This window comes from Pseudoalteromonas sp. HL-AS1, assembly GCF_031198785.1.
Taxonomy (GTDB): Bacteria; Pseudomonadota; Gammaproteobacteria; order Enterobacterales; family Alteromonadaceae; genus Pseudoalteromonas; species Pseudoalteromonas distincta.
The window spans coordinates 464,051-487,596 of sequence record NZ_CP133569.1 but is presented as its reverse complement, the minus strand read 5'-3'; the positions used below and the strand labels follow the sequence as shown (position 1 = coordinate 487,596).

16 protein-coding genes are annotated in these 23,546 nt (G+C 39.7%); 4 read left to right on the top strand and 12 right to left on the bottom strand.

Going from position 1 to position 23,546, the window contains the following annotated elements:
- The first annotated feature begins 39 nt into the window (after nucleotides 1-39).
- The 4 genes from RB214_RS02200 to RB214_RS02185 all read left to right on the top strand — a co-directional run bounded on the left by RB214_RS02200 (nucleotide 40) and on the right by RB214_RS02185 (nucleotide 10,887).
- Nucleotides 40-6,165 (top strand): Ig-like domain-containing protein, encoded by a 6,126-nt coding sequence (locus RB214_RS02200; protein WP_309168211.1) that lies wholly within the window; start codon nucleotides 40-42, stop codon nucleotides 6,163-6,165.
- 9 nt (nucleotides 6,166-6,174) lie between these two features.
- Entirely contained in the window at nucleotides 6,175-7,008 is an 834-nt protein-coding gene (locus RB214_RS02195; RefSeq protein WP_309168209.1) for an MBL fold metallo-hydrolase, read from the top strand.
- A gap of 128 nt (nucleotides 7,009-7,136) precedes the next feature.
- Nucleotides 7,137-9,248 (top strand): adenylate/guanylate cyclase domain-containing protein, encoded by a 2,112-nt coding sequence (locus RB214_RS02190; protein WP_309168208.1) that lies wholly within the window; start codon nucleotides 7,137-7,139, stop codon nucleotides 9,246-9,248.
- A complete protein-coding gene (locus RB214_RS02185) occupies nucleotides 9,220-10,887 on the top strand; it encodes an HD family phosphohydrolase (RefSeq protein WP_024597119.1) in 1,668 nt (555 codons plus the stop codon). Before RB214_RS02190 ends, RB214_RS02185 begins: the two co-directional genes overlap by 29 nt.
- A gap of 289 nt (nucleotides 10,888-11,176) precedes the next feature.
- On the opposite strand, the gene RB214_RS02180 is transcribed toward RB214_RS02185, so the two are convergent.
- The 12 genes from RB214_RS02180 to prlC form a co-directional block, all read right to left on the bottom strand.
- Nucleotides 11,177-12,604: an NAD-dependent succinate-semialdehyde dehydrogenase gene (locus RB214_RS02180; RefSeq protein WP_309168205.1), complete on the bottom strand. Its 1,428-nt coding sequence runs from the start codon at nucleotides 12,602-12,604 to the stop codon at nucleotides 11,177-11,179.
- 251 nt (nucleotides 12,605-12,855) lie between these two features.
- The gene (fdx, locus tag RB214_RS02175) at nucleotides 12,856-13,194 is read right to left on the bottom strand and encodes an ISC system 2Fe-2S type ferredoxin (RefSeq protein ID WP_002958430.1); all 339 of its coding nucleotides are present in this window, start codon (nucleotides 13,192-13,194) and stop codon (nucleotides 12,856-12,858) included.
- Between the two features lie 11 nt (nucleotides 13,195-13,205).
- A complete protein-coding gene (gene hscA, locus RB214_RS02170; protein ID WP_309168204.1) occupies nucleotides 13,206-15,068 on the bottom strand; it encodes a Fe-S protein assembly chaperone HscA in 1,863 nt (620 codons plus the stop codon).
- Between the two features lie 41 nt (nucleotides 15,069-15,109).
- Nucleotides 15,110-15,637 carry a co-chaperone HscB gene (gene hscB / locus RB214_RS02165; RefSeq protein WP_024597117.1) on the bottom strand — a complete coding sequence of 176 codons (528 nt, stop codon included), beginning with the start codon at nucleotides 15,635-15,637 and terminating at the stop codon, nucleotides 15,110-15,112.
- Nucleotides 15,638-15,719: 82 nt separating this feature from the next.
- Complete coding sequence (iscA, locus tag RB214_RS02160; protein ID WP_002958427.1) at nucleotides 15,720-16,043, bottom strand: iron-sulfur cluster assembly protein IscA; 324 nt, start codon at nucleotides 16,041-16,043, stop codon at nucleotides 15,720-15,722.
- A 12-nt stretch (nucleotides 16,044-16,055) separates the two neighbouring features.
- Nucleotides 16,056-16,439: a Fe-S cluster assembly scaffold IscU gene (iscU, locus tag RB214_RS02155; protein WP_002958426.1), complete on the bottom strand. Its 384-nt coding sequence runs from the start codon at nucleotides 16,437-16,439 to the stop codon at nucleotides 16,056-16,058.
- Between the two features lie 41 nt (nucleotides 16,440-16,480).
- On the bottom strand, nucleotides 16,481-17,698 hold the full coding sequence (locus tag RB214_RS02150; protein ID WP_002958425.1) for an IscS subfamily cysteine desulfurase: 1,218 nt from the start codon (nucleotides 17,696-17,698) through the stop codon (nucleotides 16,481-16,483).
- A gap of 24 nt (nucleotides 17,699-17,722) precedes the next feature.
- Complete coding sequence (gene iscR / locus RB214_RS02145) at nucleotides 17,723-18,214, bottom strand: Fe-S cluster assembly transcriptional regulator IscR (protein WP_002958424.1); 492 nt, start codon at nucleotides 18,212-18,214, stop codon at nucleotides 17,723-17,725.
- 237 nt (nucleotides 18,215-18,451) lie between these two features.
- Nucleotides 18,452-19,177 carry a tRNA (cytosine(32)/uridine(32)-2'-O)-methyltransferase TrmJ gene (gene trmJ / locus RB214_RS02140; RefSeq protein ID WP_002958423.1) on the bottom strand — a complete coding sequence of 242 codons (726 nt, stop codon included), beginning with the start codon at nucleotides 19,175-19,177 and terminating at the stop codon, nucleotides 18,452-18,454.
- Nucleotides 19,178-19,334: 157 nt separating this feature from the next.
- Nucleotides 19,335-20,090, bottom strand: a complete 756-nt coding sequence (locus RB214_RS02135; RefSeq protein ID WP_182671023.1) for a class I SAM-dependent methyltransferase — start codon at nucleotides 20,088-20,090, stop codon at nucleotides 19,335-19,337.
- 57 nt (nucleotides 20,091-20,147) lie between these two features.
- Nucleotides 20,148-21,326, bottom strand: coding sequence for a response regulator (locus RB214_RS02130; RefSeq protein WP_309168198.1), 1,179 nt, complete (start codon nucleotides 21,324-21,326; stop codon nucleotides 20,148-20,150).
- Nucleotides 21,327-21,465: 139 nt separating this feature from the next.
- Nucleotides 21,466-23,505: an oligopeptidase A gene (gene prlC / locus RB214_RS02125; protein WP_165742886.1), complete on the bottom strand. Its 2,040-nt coding sequence runs from the start codon at nucleotides 23,503-23,505 to the stop codon at nucleotides 21,466-21,468.
- Nucleotides 23,506-23,546 lie beyond the last annotated feature (41 nt).

Here is a 23,546-nt window from a genome sequence, read left to right as displayed (position 1 = left end):
ACACATTGGATACAAAGCTTTTATTATGGAGTATTTAAAATGACAGCAAAAAATATATTTTTGCTTGGTTCTGTGGTGTTTTTGTTAAGTGCCTGTGGAGGCTCAGAAGAAAGTCCCACTCAAGAGGCAATACAATCACCTACGGCTGAAGTAATGCCAACGGTGACTAGCTATATAAATTTGGCTGGTGTTATAGCGAGTAATCAAACCAAGAGTACAAAAGTTTTAGGTGCTGTCACTTCAAGTAGAGGGGTTGTTGGAGCAAGTTTAGCTAATACTCGCGCTAATATTGTTTTTTCACAAACAAACGACACCGTACAAGGTAATGTTTCTTTTTTACTTGAAGCTTCGGATACTGATGGCATTGCTGAAGTTAATTTAGTACTCCCTAGCGTTAATAAAAGCATATCACTTTGTTCTTCTGATTGTGGTGTTGACTACGAAAAGTCAATTATAGGCCTCAGCCCTGCGCTTTATGGCGCAACTCCAGGGGAAATACGCCTTGAAATATGGATAACTGACACTTTAAATAATCAAGCACTTGCTGATGCAATCACTTTTAACTGGCAACCATATCAAATTGAAGGTGTTACAGCACAACGAGACGAAGATAATATTAATCTTTCGTGGCAAGCCAACCCCGAACTTAATCGTTACAACGTTTATATTGCAACTCAAGCTGGAGTCTCATCTACTAATATTAATGAATTAGAGAATGGGCAACAATTTTTAAGTATTCAAGATACTGCATTAAGCATTACCGAGTCACTTACTAATAAAAGTTACCAAGTACTTATTACCGGTGTTGATGGCAGTGGTGAAAGTGGTTTTGCTAATATAATAAACATAGCGCCAGTGGGTGGAGAGCTTGCATTTGCACCAGAGGCAAATGCCGATCAGTTTCAGATAAGTGAAGATCAAACTCTGCAAGGTAACGTGCTAACAAATGATACGAATCAATACAGTGGCGATTTACGTGTAAATGCAGATGCATTAATTCTACCGCAGCATGGCACTCTTAATATAAATGAAAATGGGGATTTTACTTATATCCCTATTGCAAACTTTAATGGTGAAGATGCCTTTAGCTATCAAGTTGCTAACGAGCTAGGTATGACAGACACCGCAGTTGTAGAGATAACCATTTTAGCTGTTAACGACGCTCCTATAGCGCTTGATAATACTTACAGCGTTACAAACAATGGAACCTTAGTTGTCCTATCGCCAGGCTTACTTATAAACGATAGCGATATAGACTTAGATGACTTAACTGTTGATACAACGCCGGTTAGCGAACCAACAAGAGGACAATTAACCCTTTTTGATAATGGTGGCTTTGAATACCAAGGCGAGCAAAATATGCAAGGCCAAGACAGCTTTCAGTATAGAGTTGTTGATGCTCAAGGTGCTCAGGCTATTGCAAATGTAACTATTGTAAGCTCAAACACTAACGTAGCCCCTGTAACAAAAAATGATAGCTATAGTTTAAGCGAAGATGAAACACTTGTGGTTACAGCAGCCAATGGTGTGCTTAGTAACGATACTGACCCAAATAATGACAGTTTTTCAGTTGATGAAACGTTTATGGTGGCACCCACACATGGCCAACTATTATTAGCAACTGATGGCAGCTTTAGTTATGTGCCGGATGCTAATTTTAATGGTGTTGATCAATTTCAATACCAAGCTATAAACTCATTAGGTGCAACCTCTACAGCCACAGTAACTTTAGTAATAAACAGCGAACCCGATAACCCTGTTGCACAAAATGATGCCTATCAATTTAGCAAAAATAAACTATTTGAAGTAACAGTACAAAATGGCTTGTTAATTAACGACTTTAATATTGAGGCTGGTGATTTATCGGTTAATACCACGGCAATTAATACAACTCAAAATGGCGAACTAACATTAAATGCTGATGGCTCGTTTACCTATCAGCCAGACTTAGGTTTTATTGGTGTAGATAGCTTTACCTATTCAATTTCAAATGAGCAAGGTTTAACTGCAACAGCTCAAGTAACCTTAAGTGAAAGCGGCGTTAATACTTTTCCACAAGCCAATGACGATCAATATACGTTAGACGAAGACAGCTCTGCATCTTTATTAGATGTGCTAGCTAACGACACTGATGCAGATGGCGATACAATTACTATTTCTAATATAGAAAATACTGCTGGTGAAGCGACTATTGTCGCCGGAAAAATACAGTTTACTCCACCAGCAAATTTTTCAGGTGAGATAGTACTGACTTACACCATTACCGATGGTTATAACACTGGTAATGAAGGTATAAACGACAGAACAGCAAGTGTGACGATTACTGTTACACCCGTTAATGATGCCCCTACTGCAAATGCTGACTCAGCAACGATGAACGAAGATGCTCCTGCGTTATTAGTTAACGTATTAGCTAACGACTCCGACATTGACGGCGATACTCTTGTGATAATAGCCGCTACTGCAGATAGAGGTTCTGCATCTGTTGTTGATAATAAAATCCAATATACGCCTGCTCCTAATACAAACGGAACAGCAATTATTAACTACACAATAAGTGATGGTAACGGCGGTACTGCAACTACTAACTTAACAATTACTATTATTCCCGTAAACGATGCTCCAATAGCAAACGCAGACTCAGCTACGATAGATGAAGATGCAGCACCAATACTAATAAACGTATTAGCCAATGACTCAGACGTGGATGGCGACAGCCTTACCATAAGCGCAGCATCAGCTGATATTGGCTCTGTATCAGTGGTTGGTAATCAAATTCAATATACACCGGCAGCCGACGACAACGGCTTAGCAACAGTTACTTATACTGTAAGCGATAGCAACGGCGGTGCCAGTACAACAACGTTAACTATCACTATTACCCCCGTAAACGATGCTCCAATAGCAAACGCCGATTCGGCTACCATGGCTGAAGATGCAGCGCCAATACTAATAAACGTATTAGCCAATGACTCAGATGTAGATGGCGACAGCCTCACAATTAGTGCAACCTCAGCTGACATTGGCTCGGTCTCAGTAGTTGGCAATCAAATTCAATACACCCCTGCACCCAATGCAAATGGACTCGCAACTGTTGTTTATACGGCAATTGATAGCAACGGTGGTGCCAGTACAGCAACACTATCTATTACTATTACTCCCGTAAACGATGAACCCATTGCAAATGCCGACACGGCGACTATGGATGAAGATGCTGCGCCGCTACTCATTGATGTGCTGGTTAATGATACAGACGCGGATAGTGATAGCCTAAGCATAACAGCAGCGTCAGTCGATAGCGGTTCAGTATCCGTTGTCGATAACAAACTACAGTACACACCGGCTGCAAATACCAACGGTATTGTTGTTGTCAGTTATACTGTAAATGATGGGAATAACGCTACAGATACTGGTAGTTTATCAATTACGATTACTCCAATTAACGATGCTCCAGTTGCGTCAAACCAAGGTTTTAATATTAGCGAAAACGCAACCGATGGTGACACTATTGGGACTGTTAGTGCCTCAGACATTGAGAACCAAAATTTAAGTTACACCCTGCTCAGTGGTGCCCCCATATTCGAAATAAACAATGATTCTGGCTTATTAACTGTAAAAGGTGAAAGCCCGTTTGATTTTGAAACAACTCCTCAGTACATATTGAGCCTAGCTATTACTGACGATGGTACGCCTAACGAAACAACTACTATTGATATAATAATTGATGTCACTGATGATGCGGAGCCTCTAGTTCCTGTTGAAGATGAAACATTTGGTCGCCCTATAACAGGTGAACTTGAGCTTTCGGGTGTTTTTTCAAGTGGTGAATTTAATGACAGTATTGAGCTAAATAATAACCTTTACTTTGTAGGTTTTAGTAATAACAGCGACAAAGATATTGTTATTGCATCCTATACAACGAGTGGTGTGATAAATACAGCATTTAACAGTGATGGCGTTAAGGTATTAGATTTAGAAAATGATGAAGAAGCAACTGCTATTATCTCTGATGGTACAAGCCTCTTTGTTGCTTACACTAGTTTTGATGGCACAAATACCGAAGCATGTTTGTTGAAAATGAATACCGCTGGCGTATTAAGTAATAACTCTGGAGATAATAATTCAGGTATTCACTGTACCGCATTAGCAAGCACTCTCGTTATTAATGACCTTGAGTTTAGCGACAATAAAATTCAAGCTGTTGGTAAGTCATTTAATGGTAACGACGACGATAGCTTATGGATAAAATACGATATATCTACACTCGCTTATGAAGCCGGAAGCCCTAAAATAGTCGATGTGAGCGGTGCTAATAGAGATGACGAAGCGTTTGCTATTAAAAACTTTAATAGCTCTGATCTTATGGTTGCCGGCAGTGTAACAAGTGCAACTGGCGATAAAGACGTACTTATTCGTTATTTAATTTCTGATGGTGAAAACAACGGAAGTTTTAATGGTAGCGCAGCATTATCGTTCGACTTGTCTGAGAATAATAAAGATGACGAATTATTTGCAATTGGCGGCGCTAAAAACACCGAATTTACAGCTTTTGCAGGTGGTTACATAACTCGTAACAGTGGTGAAAAAGAAGCCGTGGTTTTGGCTATTGATAAAACGGGTACTCTTATAACGAGTTTTGGTGATGCAGGTACTGCTATTTACGATATTGATGGTAACGGTGGTGCAGGTAATGGTGGCGCGAACGTAACAGGCGTAAAATACGAGCCAATTAAAAATGGAATTACTTTATCTGGCACTACCGGTGTTTCAGCTAACGAAAAGTTATTTTCTGCCCGTATTTTAACTTCAGACGGCTCACTTGATAGTACTTATGGTGCATCAGGTATTAATATCATTTCAGATATCAATGGAAAACAATTTGCCAAATCAGCAACTATAGATGCTAATGATACTGTATGGATATCGGGTGTTGTTGACGACTCAACCACCAAACCATTTGTTGCTGCAGTTGACGAGCAAGCCACATTATTTACCAACTTTGCAGACGTTGGTTATCTTGCTTTTGATACTATAAGCGCAGAATCTGACCATCAATCAATGCACGTTTTACAACTTAGCAATGACCCTCATGCCGGTAAGTACATTCTTGCATCAACGGCTAAATCGGACTCAATTACTAAGTTAGTATTAACACGCTTTACGAGTGCAGGTGATATCGATACTAGCTTTAGCGAAAGTGGCCATAAAGAAATTGCCATAGATTTAAGCGCATTTAATATAGCTTTGGTTGAACACAATAGCGGAAGCTTATTTATTGCGGGATCTAAAAGCAAAACTGACGGTGAAGAGGGCTTTATAGCTAAAGTTGATCAAAATGGTGATTTAGATACCTCATTCGCCAGTGATGGTATTTACTATACTACTATTTCAGGTGCTGAAAAGCTTAACTTAACTGATTTAGCACTTCATGATGGCGACATTGTTGCAGTTGGCTCTGTAGTTATAGCTGATACCCCTAGCTCGTTTATCATGATGCTAGATTCTGACGGTACACTTGACGATAACTTTGGTAGTAATGGAACAATTATAGGAATACCTTTTGAATATTATGAAAGTGTTTTTATTAATGATGATAATATTTTTATTGGTGGTAAATCTGTATCAGGTGCCAGTTCAGAATTAGTAGCATTAAAGCTCGACTCCGACGGCGAGCAAACCTACAAATACACAGGTGAAACAACCACTGATACCGAGAATAAAATGGTAAAAGTTTTAGTCGACGAATCAAATAAATTATATTTAATTGCAAACGTTGTAGATACACCTAATAAAGCCAGTATTACGCGATTACTTGCATCCGGAGTAATTGATGACAGCTATCCGTTAGGCCAATACGCGTTAGCTTCAACGGGAGATACCGAAGTAAAAAGTGCCGTTTTTGATAGCAACAACAATATTGTTTTAGTTGGTATGGGCAATAATAAAGGTATGTTGGCACGTATTTTAGCTGATGGCACAATTGACGATACGTTTGGGCCGAATCGCAGTGGGTTTTACGAAGCAAGCCAATGTACCAGTACACATGTATTTACTTCAATCATCTTACAAAATGACACCCAAGTAGTTGTAAGCAGCACCTGTAATGACACTAACTCTAACAATGTTAGTATTTCTAAATTCAATTTTGTAGAAGATGGAGCTTAGCCTTAAATTATGAAAGTTGAATTTTTTGGTGTTAGAGGCTCAATGGCTTCAGCAGGAAGTAATACGCACATTTTTGGGGGAAATACCTCATGTGTGTACATTGAACAAAGTAACGGTAAAGATCTTATTTTAGACTCTGGTACCGGTATTGTAGAACTCGGTACACGTTTACTAGGAACACAAAGTCCTATCAATATTTTGCTAACGCATAACCATTGGGACCATATTCAAGGGTTTCCTTTTTTTAAACCTATTTACCAACCTAACCGCGATATAACTATTACTGTGGGTAACGTTGATGATAAAAAAAGTGAAGATGCCATATTAAAGCAAATGAGTGGTTCGTACTTTCCGGTGTGTTATCAAGATTTACCTGCCAGCATTACGCTTAATACTGATTTATCGTCTCAAAAGCAATTTACACTTAATGGTTTTTTGGTTTCGACTGCTCCACTAAATCACCCTGGTGGTGGTACTGCTTATTGTATTAAAGCAGATGAAAAAAAGGTGGCTTACGTTACCGACAATGAGCTAAATCCGCCAGACAAGGTAAACACAAGTATTAGCGAATGGGTCAATTTTATTGAAGGCGCTGATTTACTAATTCATGATGCTCAATTTATAGATGCAGACTTGCCTCTTAAACATGGTTGGGGGCATAGCACCATAGATCAGGTGGCTGAGCTTGCGATAAAAGCGAGTATTAAAAATGTGATTATTATTAGCCACGATCCATCAAGAACCGATGAACAGTTATTAGCTATAGAAAAATATTTACACACGCAGTACGCTCAACAGGTAAAAATAGAATGCGGCCGAGAAGGACGAGTTTTTGATTTTTAGTCTATCAAGGAGCGTTACTCATTAGCTCCTTAAAACCAATTACTTCAAAGCACTTTTTCATTGGCGCTGTTATTACATTATTAATTGCATCAATAGAGCTATTTTCAACTGGGTCGCTTGCAAAGTTAGTGAACCGCGTAGAAGGTATAATATACGACTCTCGGTTGTTACTAACACTTTCAGAGGCGCCTAGGCGTATTGATGAAACCGTTGTAATAATTGATATCGATGAAAAGAGCATGCAAGAACAAGGACGCTTTCCTTGGAGTCGCTCAAAAGTAGCTGACCTTGTTACAAAGCTTACTGATGCAGGTGTTATTGTTATTGCATTCGATATATTTTTTTCTGAACAGGAAGAAAACCCTGTTACAAAAATTATGTCTGAAATTCCTGATTTATCAAAAAAGTACACCATCCCCTTTGCTGAAATTACTAAACAAGTCGATGCAGACACAAAACTAGCAAGCGCATTATCTAAAAATGATACTGTTCTTGGTTTTTTATTGATTGATGAACAACTCACTAATCAAAACTTGCCAGCTAAAAGCAGTGTTATATGGGCAAATGCGGATCATACTAATTCACAAATAAACCAGTTTCCTGGTGCTATTGTAAATATTCCACAGTTACAAAATGCTACAACGGGTACCGGTTTTATCAATGCACATAGCGATGAAGATGGTTTTATACGTAAAGCAGCTCTTATAAATCGAGTTGGCAATAAGCTTTATCCTTCTTTAGCACTTGAAGTTGCTCGACTTTATACCCTTGCTGAAAACATAGAAACCCGTTCCAATATATTAGATGGTATAACCTTATTCGAAGGTATAAAGTTTCAAGATAAGTGGATTCAAACTGATGAATATGGGCAAATATTAATTCCTTACAAAGGGCGTGCACATAGCCTCCCTTATTATTCGGCTACCGATATTTTGACCAAAAAAATTGGTTTAGAGGAATTAGAAGGCACTGTAGCCTTTATTGGCACATCGGCAATTGGACTCGCTGATTTAAGATCAACACCTGTTGGTTTACAGTATCCCGGTGTTGAGGTACATGCCAATATATTTGAAGGGTTAATGCACCCAGAGCTACTGCCATCTAAACCTAATTGGTCACTGGGAGCAAGCTTACTCATCATTACATTAACGGGTAGCGTACTGTCGTTTTTTAGCCACGGTAAGAGCGCACGTTTTATTATTGTTTTGTCTCTTACAGTCACGAGTATCGTTATATTTTTAAACGTTTATTTATGGTCAGTGCAAAAAATTAGTTTACCTTTATTAATGCCCCTTTTACTCATCATTATATTAGCGGGTTATTACATCATTGTTGGTTCTATCGCTGAAATGAAACATAGCCGAAAAATAAAATCTATGTTTGACCAATATATGCCTCCTGAGCGTATAAATCAGATGATATTACAGGGTAAAAGTTTATCTCAAAAAAGTGAGCGAAAAAATATGACGGTGTTGTTTGCCGACATTCGTAGTTTCACTTCACTATCAGAAAGTATGTCGCCCCATCAGTTAAGTGAATACTTAAACGAATATCTTACGGCTATTACCAAAATCATATTTGATCATAACGGGACTATTGATAAGTACGTAGGCGATATGGTGATGGCATTTTGGAATGCACCACTAAAAGATGAAAACCACGCTCGCCATGGTGTTGAAGCCGCAATGGGTATGATTAACGGGTTAACGCAAATAAATCAGTTATTTGCAGAAAACAATCAGCCTGCAATAAAAATTGGTATCGGTTTAAGTACTGGCGATATGAATGTAGGTGATATGGGTTCGGTTTACCGTAAAGCCTATACAGTTCTTGGTGATACTGTTAATTTAGGTGCTAGAGTAGAAAGCTTGACCAAATTTTATGGCGTAGCTATTCTTGTTACAGAAGAAACGATGAAGGAATGCCCTCATATTTCATTTCGTTTAATAGATAAAGTACAAGTTGTCGGAAAAACAACGGCTATACAGTTGTTTGAGCCTATAAATTTTACAGATAAGCTCGATGAAGAACAGTTAAATGAAGTTAAAAAGTCGCAGCAGGCCATGACGCTTTTTTATAATAAAAACTGGCCACAAGCGCTTAGCTTATTTAAAGAACTACACAGCACGACCGTATTTAGCTCTGACGTTTATACCATTTTTATCGAACGTATTAAGGGCACTGATTTGCAAACACTAGCTAAGGATTGGAATGGTGCCTTCAAACATACTAAAAAGTAGTAAACATATGCGACAGCACATTAAAGACAAAACAAACCTTCAGCATTTTATCGATATTAGTATTAGGCTAACAACAGAAAAAAACTCGTCTAAGTTACTTGATGAAATACTGCAAGTTGTGATGTCGATAGCAAATTCTGATGCTGGCAGCATTTACTCTATTACCCCAAACAAACAACTCAAGTTTGAAACGGTAATAAATAAGTCATTAAATCTTTATTTAGGTGTAGGTGGCACTTTAGGGAGCCCTGTAGATTTTCCTAATATAGATCTTTTTATTGATGGCAAACCAAACGAAACAGCTATTGTTGCCCACTCTGCAAATTCCGGCGAAGTGATTAACATTCCTGACGTGTATGATGCCCTGCCCTTTGATATGAGCGCAGCTCGCAAAATGGATGCCCGCACGGGTTACCGCTCTGAGTCCATGCTAACAATTCCTTTAAAAGATCATGAAGATGACATTATTGGTGTAATCCAGCTTATAAATGTAAAAGATGCGCAAAATAAAAACATTCCTTTTAGTGAAGAGCTTGTCACTCTAATTCGATCTTTTGCCTCTTTAGGCGCTATTTCACTAACTAACTCGACACTAATTAAGGGAATGGAAGATCTTTTTTCGACCTTTGCTGAAACAATTGCGATGGCAATAGATGAAAAGTCTCCTCATACCGGTGGCCATTGTAAACGAGTGCCAGCACTCACGTTAATGCTAGCAGATGCCGTGCATGATATAAATAAAGGCCCTTTGGCTTCATTTTCTATGAGTGAAGCTGACCGACATGAGCTTGATATAGCAGGCTGGTTACATGACTGTGGGAAAATCGCGACTCCCGATCACATTATGGAAAAGTCGACAAAACTAGAAACTATTTTTGATCGAATAAAATATGTAGATGCTAAATTTGAAATAATTAGCCGAGATTTAAAAATAGCGTATCAGCAAAAAATCATCTGTGCGATGAAGCTGCAAAAACCTATCGAAGTTCAACAATTTGAACGCCTACTTGATACCGAGCTTAAACAGTTGGCATTAGACCGTGCATTATTACAGCGTGTGAATGTAGGGGGCGAGTTTTTAGGTGATGCAGAACTTGAGCACATTGAACGCATTGCAAACAAATACCAACTCGTTATAAATGATATTAATACACCATTGCTCTCAGCTGATGAAGTTGAAAACTTAACAATACGAAGAGGCACGTTAACCGAAGCCGAACGTGAAGTAATGAAACGTCATATGGATGTAACTAAAAATATTTTAGATGCCCTGCCGTTCCCTAAACACTTAAGCAATGTGACTGAATATGCTTTAGGTCATCATGAAAAACTTGACGGTACTGGTTATCCAAGAGGTTTAACCAAAGAGCAAATGTCGGTGCCTGCAAGGTTAATGGCTATTACGGATATTTTTGAAGCGCTATCTGCGGTAGACAGGCCCTACAAAAAAGCAAAACCGGTCAGTGAGTGTTTATTTATTTTAGGCTCAATGGTTGCTAAAAACCATCTTGATGCTGACATTTTTGCTATTTTTATTGAGTCGCAAGTCTATAAAAATTATATCAATGAATATGCTAACCCAGAGCAGCTAGATGAGGTAGATTTTGATAACTTACCCGGTTACACACCTATAAGTTAGCACCTATAAAGCCATGCCTTTATTCAAAATACGCTTATTACAGCCTATACCTATCCAAACAAAAAAATGCCACCTTACGGTGGCATTTACACACGGGGTTATTTCTACTTATAGAAATCCTTTTACTTTTTATTTGTTTTTTTATGTTGTTTTATTAACAAAAAATATGGCTCCAAAGGTAGCATTTAGTGCTCTGTGTAGCAACAGTAAAAGATAAAGTTCATATATCTGCCATATTAACGTCATAAAAAAGCGCGAAGTAAATTCGCGCTTATAAACTTAACGGGCGTTATATTTTAATACACACGTACTTTTCTTCTAAATACTCATCAAGCCCTTGATGGCCGCCTTCTCGGCCTAAACCAGATTGCTTAACACCACCAAATGGCGCTACTGGGTTTGATATAACACCTTCATTAACGCCGACCATACCAAATTCAAGCCCTTCACTAACTCGGTAAATTTGCTTAATATTTTGGCTGTAAAAGTAGGCTGCTAGACCAAATGGTACATCGTTAGCAAGTGCAAGCACTTCACTTTCTTCATCAAAAGGAAAAACCGTTAATACTGGACCAAATACTTCTTCGTGGTAAATATCCATCTCTGTCGTTACGTTGTTTACTATTAATGGGTTTTGAAAGCTACCACCTAAGTCACTATTATCGCCAATCAACGTAGCACCTTTATCGAGTGCGTCTTGTACTAACTGTTGTACTTTCTCTTTGGCTTTAGGGTAAATGAGTGGGCCAATATCAACATCGTCTTCAAAACCATTTGCCACTTTTAACGCTGCAACCTTAGGCGTGATTTTTGACAGTACTTTGTCGAGAATATTACGTTGTATAAAAATACGGTTTGCAGCAACACATGCCTGCCCACTGTTTCTAAATTTAGCCGCCATTAGCCCTTCAACAGCTTCATCTAAGTCGGCATTATCAAAAATAATAAAAGGTGCATTACCGCCAAGCTCCATCGAGGTGCGCTTAATTGTGTCTGCACATTGCGATAGCAACTGCTTACCTACACCGGTAGAACCGGTAAATGTAAACTTACGCACAACTTCTGAGTCAGTCAGCATTTTACCTACTGTTTTGGCATCTTGAGAAACCAGTACATTAAATGCACCTTTAACAAAACCAGCTTGATCAGCTAAGTAAGCAAGTGCGATAGCACAAAGTGGCGTGTGTTCAGAAGGTTTGAGTATAAAGCTACAGCCCGCAGCGTAGGCTGGCGCTACTTTACGAGTAACCATAGCAATAGGAAAGTTCCACGGCGTTATACCAGCTACAACACCGACAGGCTGCTTAAAACTAGTTAAACGATGCGAGTCATCTGTTGGCGGAATTACATCTCCGTAACTACGTTTGGCTTCTTCTGCAAACCATTTGATAAAACCTGCACCATAATCAATCTCACCAAGGGATTCTTTGAGTGGTTTGCCTTGCTCTTTAGTCATCAGCTCTGCAAGTGTTTGCTTGTGCTTTATTACTAGCTCATACCAGCGCATCAAGGTTTCGCTTCGCTCAGTGGCATTCGTCGTTTTTAACTTAACAAAAGCCCCTTGAGCTGCAGCTATTGCGCTATTTACACCCTGCTCGTCAATATCGCTTACATCAACAATACTTTTTTCGGTCGCGGGATCGTTAACGCTAAAGTGCGTGTCTGTTTTATAAAACTCGCCGTTAATAAATGAGTCAGAAAAAATAAGATTACTCAAAATAAACCTCCAAAATTACGTTTTAAGGTGTTAGCTTTTAATGCGTGACATAGAGCCAAGGCTAACATTTTAGGATCTTTGCTCACGTGAGAAGCGCAGCTTCTATATTTATAACCTAGAGTTAAAACACATAACGCCAGCAAGCTTTGCGTCTACAAATAACATACGAGCTTTGCTCGTCACGCCTACAATTCACAAACAAAAAAGCCGCTGTATCAAACAGCGGCTTTTAATATATACATCGTTAAAAACTAGTGCTCTTCATTAACGATATTGAGATTGTACTTAGGTATTTCAACCACTAGGTCTTCATCTCTTATAATTGCTTGGCAACCAAGGCGTGACTCAGGCTCTAAGCCCCATGCTTTATCTAGCATGTCGTCTTCTAGCTCATCACTTTCTTCAAGTGAATCAAATCCTTCACGAATCACTAAATGACACGTAGTACATGCACACGATTTTTCACAAGCATGCGCAATGCTAATACCATTTTTAAGCGCAGCGTCGAGTACCGTTTGACCTGTAGGAGCTTCAATTGCAGCGCCGTCAGGACATAATTCAGGATGTGGAAGAAAAACAATTTGTGGCATTCTAATCTCTCTTAAATGTTGTCTACTGACTGCCCTGTAAGGGCCTTTTTAATTGATGCATCCATTCTACGCGATGCAAAGTCGCTACTCGCATTATCGACTTTTTCGATAGCTGCTTTAATTTCGCCAGGCTCTTGTGTATTTTCGCGCACTTTTACCAGTTCTGCAATTTCAGCGCGTAAGTTAGCTAGTTGCATATCGTCAAGTAATGCACCATCGGCTTCAAGTGATGCGTTAAGCGCTTCTATTACGCGCAACGCTTCTACTTGTTGCTCTTTAAGCATACGCGCTTGCATGTCGCCTTTAGCGTTGCTCATTGATTCTTTTAGCATGTTAGCTACTTGGTCATCAGATAAACCAAACGAAGGCTTAACTTGAATCTCAGCTTGTACACCTGTTGATTTTTCCATAGCTGAAACACTTAATAGGCCATCAGCATCAACTTTAAAGGTTACACGAATATGCGCAGCGCCTGCCGCCATTGGTGGAATACCTTTTAAGCTAAACTTAGCAAGCGATCGACAATCATCAACAAGCTCACGCTCACCTTGCAGCACATGTAATGACATGGCTGTTTGACCGTCTTTAAACGTCGTAAATTCTTGTGCGCGTGCTACCGGAATCGTCGTATTACGCGGAATGATTTTTTCAACCAAACCGCCCATCGTTTCAAGGCCTAGCGATAACGGTAATACATCAAGCAATAACATGTCAGAATCGGGCTTATTGCCAATTAATACGTCGGCTTGAAGTGCAGCACCCAAGGCTACAACACGATCAGGATCGATTGAAGTTAGCGGCTCTTTATCAAAAAAGCTTTGTACTTGGCTACGTACCAATGGCATACGGGTTGAACCGCCTACCATAATAACTTGCAGCACTTCTTCATTTTCAATGCCAGCATCTTTTACAGCACGACGACACGAGCGCAGCGTTTTTTTAATTAGTGGCATAGCCATTTCATCAAACGTTTCGCGCGTTACTTCAACGGTGTATTTTTGATCGTCAAACTCAAGGCCCACGTTTACTTTAGCGTATTGGCTTAATGCTTCTTTACACGCTTTTGCTTTATTGATAAATAAACGTAAAACTGAAGGTGATAATGCTGACACACCTGTTTGCTGCTTAAAGTAATCAACAAGGAGCGAATCAAAGTCATCGCCGCCGAGGCTAGAGTCGCCACCGGTTGCCATTACTTCAAACACACCTTGGTGTAATCTAAGTACTGATATATCGAACGTACCACCGCCTAAATCATAAACAGCAATAATACCTTCTTGGCCAGAGTCTAAACCATAAGCGACTGCTGCTGCTGTTGGTTCATTTAATAAACGTAGTACGTTAATACCAACAAGCTCTGCGGCATCTTTAGTACTTTGGCGCTGTGCGTCATCAAAGTACGCTGGTACTGTGATTACAGCCCCTAAAATTTCTTGGTTGCCAAAACTTTGCTCAGCTCGTGCTTTTAATGCAGCTAAAATATGGCTTGATGCTTTAATTGGACTAATTTTACCTGCCGCAGTTTCTATTGCTAGCGCACCATTGTGCTCACAAAATTCATACGGTAGTTGCCCATAACTTTGCTCTATTTCAGCCTGAGTTTTACCTAAAAAACGCTTAACCGAAATAAGTGTGTTAGCAGGGTCTTGCGTTGCTGCTTGTGCAGCTTCTGCGCCAACAGTAATACCGCCTGCTTGATAACGAACAACCGACGGTAACATAGCCGCGCCAAGATCATCAGTTAACGTGCGGGCTTCGCCGCTTTGCACTGTTGCAACTAATGAATTAGTTGTACCAAGGTCAATACCTATTGCTAGTTTATGTTCGTGTGGTGCCGCGCTTTGCCCCGGCTCAGCAATTTGCAATAATGCCATAATGCTCTTTAAACTCGTGTTGCTCGCTTTGCAGCAAGTAATTAATCGTCAAATAAACTGTCTTCGATACGCTCTAGTTCTTCACGTAACTTATAAACAAACTTCAGTTTACGAATATTATCTGCGGCAAGTTGATATTGCTGCTCATCGTTACTTGCTAATTGCTCAGCAAGTTGTGCACTGTATTGCGCATTTAATTGCTTAATTTGTTTTTCAAAATTTACAATGGCGGTATCAGGATCGCTAGCTGATGTTAGCTCTTCAAGTTCTTCACGAAGTTCCATTTGCTGCATTAAAAACATTGGATCTTGCAAGGTTTGCTGCTCTGCACGAATATCAACGCCTAGCTCACTCAACATATATTCGGCACGTTTTACTGGGTGCTTTAATGTTTGTAGCGCATCGTTAATTTCGGCGGTGCTTTGCACAGCCATTAACTTATCGCGGCTGCTCGCATTCGCGTGGCGATCAGGATGTACAGTACGCTGTAATTCCAAGTAGTGCTTGTTAACCGTTGCTAAATCAATATTGTAATCAACGGGGACTGCAAATAATTCAAAGTAACGCATAACTTCAACCAATAATATTCAGAAATAACAAAGCCCTACATTAACTGGCAGGGCTTATTTATACTACAAAGATATTTAAAGCTTAAACGGTAAAGCTTTCGCCACAACCACACTCATCTGCTTGATTAGGGTTATTAAATTTAAACCCTTCATTTAAGCCTTCTTTAGTGTAGTCGAGCTCTGTGCCATCGATGTAAACTAAGCTTTTAGCGTCAACAATTAATGTGACACCTTTAGCCGCAAAAGTTTCATCGTCTTCGTTTAAATCGTCAACAAACTCAAGTACATAAGCAAGACCTGAACAGCCCGTCGTTTTAATGCCAACGCGCAGGCCTAAACCTTTACCGCGGTTTGCTAAAAATGATTGTACGCGGTTTGCTGCCGCATCTGTCAATGTCACTGCCATGAGTTTCTCTTCTTACTTCGCTTGTTTGCTTTTGTAGTCTGCAATTGCTGCTTGAATTGCGTCTTCAGCTAAAATTGAACAGTGAATTTTCACTGGTGGCAACTCAAGCTCTGCACTGATATCAGTGTTTTTAATTGTCGCTGCTTCGTCTAGCGTTTTGCCTTTAACCCACTCTGTTACAAGTGAAGAAGAAGCAATTGCGCTACCACAACCGTAGGTTTTGAATTTTGCATCTTCAATAACGCCAGTGGCAGATACTTTAATTTGCAGTTTCATTACGTCACCACATGCTGGTGCGCCTACCATACCCGTTGCCACTGACGGATCGTTCTTATCTAGAGTACCTACGTTACGTGGGTTTTCTACGTGGTCGATTACTTTATCACTATAAGCCATTATTCTATCCTCATTACCTGCTAGGGTATGTGCTCACACTATTAGTGGTGAGCCCATTCAACTGAATCTAAATCAATACCTTCTTGATGCATCTCCCAAAGTGGAGACATCTCACGTAGGCGACCGATAGAGTTTTTCATTAATTCGACGGTGTAATCAATCTCTTCTTCGGTAGTAAAGCGACCAATACTAAAACGAATTGAGCTATGTGCTAATTCGTCGTTACGGCCAAGTGCACGTAATACATAAGAAGGCTCTAAGCTTGCAGATGTACAGGCTGAACCTGACGATACTGCAATGTCTTTTACTGCCATAAGTAACGACTCACCTTCAACAAAGTTAAAGCTGATGTTTACAATACCCGGTACTGATTGGTCTTGTGTGCCGTTAAAGTATACTTCGTCCATATCAGCCATAATGCCGTCGATTAAACGATTACGTAAGGCGCTGATGTGTGCGTGATCTTTTTCGAAATCTTGCTTAGCAATTTTAAACGCAGTACCCATACCCACTAATTGGTGAGTTGCTAGTGTACCAGAGCGCATACCGCGTTCATGTCCGCCACCGTGCATTTGCGCTTCAAGGCGAGCACGTGGTTTACGACGAACGTAAAGTGCACCAACACCTTTAGGGCCATACACTTTATGTGCAGAGAACGACATAAAATCAACTTTAAGCTGTTGCACGTCGATTAATACTTTGCCCGCGCTTTGCGCTGCATCTACGTGGAACATAATTTTACGTTCGCGACACATTTCGCCAATAGTCGCGATATCTTGAATTACACCTAGCTCGTTATTAACGTGCATGATGCTTACAAGTACTGTGTCGTCACGCATTGTGTCGGCAAGTTTTTGTAAATCAAGTAGGCCGTTTTCTTCAACGTCCATGTAAGTTACTTCAAAACCTTGGCGCTCAAGCTCACGACATGTGTCGATTACAGCTTTATGCTCAGTTTTAGCGGTAATAACGTGCTTACCTTTTTTCTTGTAAAACTGTGCTGCACCTTTAATAGCAAGGTTATTTGATTCTGTTGCACCCGATGTGAAAACAATTTCACGTGGGTCTGCATTAATTAAATCAGCAATATCTGTACGCGCTTGGTCAACAGCTTCTTCTGCTTGCCAACCAAAACGGTGTGAGCGTGACGCAGGATTACCAAACTTACCGTCCATTGTCAGGCACTGCATCATTTCTTTAGCAACACGTTCATCAACAGGCGTGGTCGCTGCGTAATCTAAATAAATCGGTAACTTCATTTCTCTCTCCGCTGCAGGTCAACCTTAAAGTTGACAGCTTACTTGAATGTTTTCCAACTGCTTAATTGCATTATTGATACTGTTATCTTGGCGCGATGCTATTTCTTTCACATCTGATTTTTCCACCAATTCAGCAAGGGTAATATTATTCAAAAATTCTTCTATGCGTGCGCTTAAGTCTGACCACAAATTATGTGTTAAACAACGCATACCACTCTGACAGCCGGTATCGGCACCTTGGCAACGTGTTGCATCGACCGATTCGTCTACGGCGCTAATAATATCGCCAACAGAGATAACGCCCGCTTCACGCCCTAGTAAATAACCACCACCAGGTCCACGAACAGAACTTACTAGGCCATTTTTACGTAAACGAGCAAATAATTGTTCAAGGTAAGACAAAGAAATTTCTTGTCTTTGTGAAATATCAGCAAGGGCTACAGGACCTACACCTGTGTGTAGTGCAACATCCAGCATAGCTGTAACGGCATATCTGCCTTTTGATGTTAACTTCATAACGCCCCCTGCACAAAAGAGTGCAAATTTTAATTACCAGAGTAAATTAGTCAAGTATTATCACTTGATAAAAATTTGATTTATAAACTCTTACTTTTTAAATTATAGAGTTAACAAACTTTCAATACTTGACCTCTTTGGTCAAGTATTACAGCCATTGTAATTACCTGAGTATTTTAGTCAAGTATTAGCTAGTTATTTACCCATTGGTTTTTATAACTAATAGCTATAACTAAGTTACTTAGGGATAGACTTATTAATTGAGGTGAGAATACCGCGTAAAATATTCATTTCGGCATCTTCAGGGTGAGCTCGGTTAAATAAACGACGTAATTTAGTCATAACTAAACCAGGGTGCTGTTTGATAATAAAGCCTGTTTTGAAAAGCGTCTCTTCAAGGTGCTCATAAAACAGCTCTGTTTGTTTTGAGCTTGGGTAAACAGCATCGTCTTCTTCAACCTTTTTAGGTTGTTGATTTAAAAACGCCATACGTGTTTCGTAACTAAGTGTTTGTACGGCCATAGCTAAATTAAGCGAGCTGTACTCTGGATTAGCAGGAATACATACGTGGTAATTACAAAGCTGTAATTCTTCATTAGTTAAGCCGCTGTTTTCACGACCAAATACTAGCGCTACAGGACCATTTACAGCTTCAGCAACGAGTTTTTCACCACATTCACGTGGTTCAACCATTGGCCACGAAAGCGTACGAGAACGCGCACTTGTGCCAATTGTTAATGTACAGTCAGCGATAGCTTCTTCAACAGTACCTACAATAACTGCATTGCCTAAAACATCAGTTGCGCCTGCAGCTAAAGCACTTGCTTGGCTGTCTATTTCACAAGCAGGATCAACTAAATAAAGCTTTGATAAACCCATGGTTTTCATGGCGCGAGCCGCCGAACCAATATTGCCCGAATGTGACGTGTTAACTAAAACAATGCGAATATCATCTAAGATCATTACTGTGCTACTTTGCTATGCCAAAAAATTGCGCAAATTCTAACATGAAAATGTAATAAGATCCTAGATTCAAAAGGCTAGATCCTAAGATCCAAGCCAATATAACGATTCTTACATGGGTAAATTCTAGGGATATACCACCAATTTGTTTTGATGTTTAAACCATTGCCGCCTTTACATAAACATCAAAACGGTTCTTTTTAGTTTTAATTTGCATACTTGGGGTTTTTTCGTTTAAGAATGGGGCGTAATCAGGGCGTTTTACAACGACACGCTTACTGGCGAGTGGATAGGCAAAATCAAGTAGGTCGTCAGCGTCGTTGTCTGCACCAACTAGCTCTTGAAATACGCGCATTTCTTTTTTAACTAATGCTGATTTTTCGCGATGCGGAAACATGGGATCTAAATAAACAACATCGGGCATGCTTTCGCACTGAGAGAGCAAGGTATGGCTTGAGCCAAATATTAGGCTCATGTTTTCTTTCATCCACACACCAATTTCAATATCGCTATAAGCTCGCTTTAACCCATCGTATAAGAGGGCTGCAACAACCGGATGACGTTCATGTAATATGACTTTGCACCCTAGCGAGGCAAGTACAAAGCCGTCTCGCCCAAGGCCTGCGGTAGCATCAAGTACAACAGGCGTTGCGCCTTTATTTAAACCCACCGCTTTGGCAATTGCTTGCCCTTTACCACCGCCAAACTTACGCCTATGGGCGGCGGCACCGGTTACAAAATCAACGTTAATTGCACCCAGTTTAGGCTCGTCGGTTTTAAATAGACTTAACCCTTTATCATCGTAATGTAAGCTAAAGCCACTGCAATTTTGCGCCCATTGGGCTAAACCAAAGCGTGTTTCTAATTCATTTAAATAAGGGCGTAACTCTTTAAAAGCACACTGAATAACCACAATAAACTCCGACGATAAAATACGCCTGTAGTATATCAACCGCTTTACTTTAAAGCACTAAAATAGCTCTATATCACTATGATGATTCGCATTGACCTTTGCGGCTTCCCCTTTAGTACGTAAATTGGATATAAGTTCATTGCGGCTTTCGGCAACTTGTTTAAGCTGATATTTGATAAAGGCTAAATCACTATTAGCCGATACAAATAACTGCATTGTTTGATCCAATTGAGATATATATAAAGTGAGATCCGCAGGATTTGCTTGTGTTTGTTGTAGCTTAATAGCGCAGTCAAGTTCATGTAGCTGCTCTATAAACTCTTTAGTACTTTTGTTTTGCTCTACATTTTGAGTAGTTAACTGCTTAACAATATCTTGAAGGGCTGTACTTATTTGAGCTGCCTGCTCATAACTGCTTTCGCTTCTTTCCATGGTAACAACCTTCTCGTTGGTTACTTCTAATATATGCGGGAACAGATCTTTGTAGCGCCCATACAAAGCATCGTTATCAACTGGCATATTTTTTATCAAAAGGGACACTTTGGGATAATTAATGATAGTGCTGCTACCAATATCAACAAATCGTTGAGCATTTCGATGTTGCTCAAGCAGCTCTTGTTCTAACGGGCAAACACCACTTTGCTGGCTGTAAAAAATACCTTTTCCTTGATACCAAAACACAACCACAACATCTAAATTTAAAGGAGCAAAAAAGGTAAAAAAGTATTCACTCAACGATTGAAAGTTATTAGCGTGATAACTTTGTCCAACGTAGCGCATTATACGCCCCATATCGCCTGACTCTGTCATTGCCATTTCAGCTGTTTTATTCGCTTTGACTATATCCAGTTTTAGTTTTGCGCATTTTTGCCTATATTCGTAAAGTACCTTTATTCGCGCTATTAACTCTTCTGCATTAAAAGGTTTTGTAATGTAATCAGATGCGCCGACGCTGTAACCTTTTACCCGATCGCTTAGCTCTATTTTAGATGAGAGAAACATAACGGGAATATCCTGAGTATTTTGACTTTGCTTTATTGTTTTACATACGTCATAACCTGACATACCTGGCATTTCAATATCGAGTAAAATAATATCTGGGTTGTATTTATTGGTTAGCCTTAATCCTTCATCGCCATCTTTTGCATGAATTATTTTACAAAACCCTGCTAAAGACTCTTCAATTATATGATGAACATACTTGTCGTCATCAATTGCCAATACCAACTTTGCCATGCCTTAGTCCATTTTATTAGGTGTGCTAAAAGCATAGTACGGTAGGATGAAATTACTAAAAATTATTAGATAATAATTTTAAAATAATAAAAAAGCGCCATTAAGGCGCTTTAATTTGATTTGTGCTAAATATTAATTTTTAAACAGCAATACCGCTATGGCGTAGTAACGCGTCGACATTTGGCTCACGACCACGGAACTTTTTAAATAATTCCATTGGCTCTTCACTGCCGCCTTTTTCTAAAATATTTTGCATGAAGGCTTGCCCTGTTTCAGCGTTAAAAATACCTTCTTCTTCAAATTTAGAAAATGCATCAGCAGAAAGTACTTCAGCCCATTTATACGAATAGTAACCTGCACTATAACCGCCGGCAAAAATATGACTAAAACCATTTTGAAAACGGTTAAACTCAGGCGGTTTAACGATTGATGTGCGGCTACGTACATCGTTTAGTACTGCTTGAATTTGGCATTGCTCACCCACTTTGTAATCGTTATGGATTTTAAAGTCGAATAACGAAAACTCAATTTGACGTAGCATTTGTACGCCTGAGTTATAGTTTTTAGCAGCAAGTAACTTATCAAGTAACTCTTTAGGTAACGGCTCACCCGTTTCATAATGACCTGAAATAAAGCTCAGGGCTTCTTCGTCATAACACCAGTTCTCTAAAAACTGACTAGGAAGCTCTACCGCATCCCATGCAACACCATTAATACCCGCAACAGGAGCTGCATCAACTTGTGTCAACATGTGGTGAATACCATGACCAAACTCATGAAATAAAGTAGTTACTTCGTCATGAGTAAACAGCGCCGGTTTATCGCCAACCGCCTTATTAAAGTTACACACTAAATAAGCCACTGGAGTTTGTAGTTCGCCGTTAGCACGTACTTTACGACCCATACAGTCATCCATCCACGCACCACCACGTTTGTGGTCGCGTGCATATAAATCTAGATAAAAGCGCCCACGAAGCGTATTGCTACTATCTACAATTTCAAAAAAGCGCACATCTTTATGATAAGTATCAAAATCAGTAACTTCTTTTACGCTAATACCAAATAAGCGATTAACGGTTTCGAATAATCCACTTAATACTTTATTTGCAGGGAAGTAAGGACGTAGTACTTCGTCTGAAATTGCATACTTTTCTTGCTTAAGCTTTTCGCTGTAGTAACCAAAATCCCATGCTTCTAATTCAGAAATACCGTGTTTTTGTTCAGCATACGCTTTTAGCTCGGCCACTTCTTGCTCTGCTTGTGGTTTTGATTTAGCCGCTAGGTCTTCTAAAAATGAGAATACTTGTTCTGGTGACTCTGCCATTTTAGTCGCGAGTGACTTTTCAGCGTAGCTGTTGAATCCTAGTAACTGTGCAAGTTCATGACGAAGCGCAAGCTCCTCTCTCATAATATCTGAGTTATCAAACTCACCGGCGTTAGGGCCTTGATCTGATGCGCGCGTAGAAAACGCAGTGTAGGTTTCCCTGCGTAGTTCGCGGTTATCTGCGTAAGCCATTATTGGTAAATATGATGGAAAATCGAGTGTAAATAACCAGCCATCTAATTCTTTACTTTTTGCGGTGTCGGCTGCAAGTGCAAGAGCTGATTCTGGCAAGCCAGCTAAGTCGCTCTCATCAGTAATATGCTTGTGCCACGCTAAAGTCGCATCCATTACATTGTTGCCAAATTTTGAGGCAAGCTCAGATAAACGTGCGCTTATTTCACCATAGCGTTTTTGTTGTTCTGGCGCTAAAGCAATACCCGATAATTTAAAATCACGCAGCGCATTAGTAATTGTTTTCTGCTGTGCTGTAGTCAGCGTTTTAAATTCGTCGCTGTTATAAAGCGTATTATACGCGTTGTATAAACCTTGATGCTGACCTACAAATGTTGAATATTCAGATATTAACGGTAAGCACTGCTCGTAAGCTTCACGTAATTCGTCGTTATTCATTACTGAATTTAAATGCGATACAGGGGAAAACATGCGCGATAATTTATCGTCAGCTTCTTCAAGGGGTAATACTAAGTCATCCCACGTGTACGAACCTTTAGCTAACACGTCATCAATGGCTTTACGACAAAGCTCAATACCGTCTTTTAGTGCGGGTACTACATACTCAGGCTTTATTTTTGAAAATGGTGGTAAGCCTTCAAGGCCAATTAATGGGTTGCTCATAAATACTCTCTTTGCGTTAATGCATTACGTTTTAAATTGGG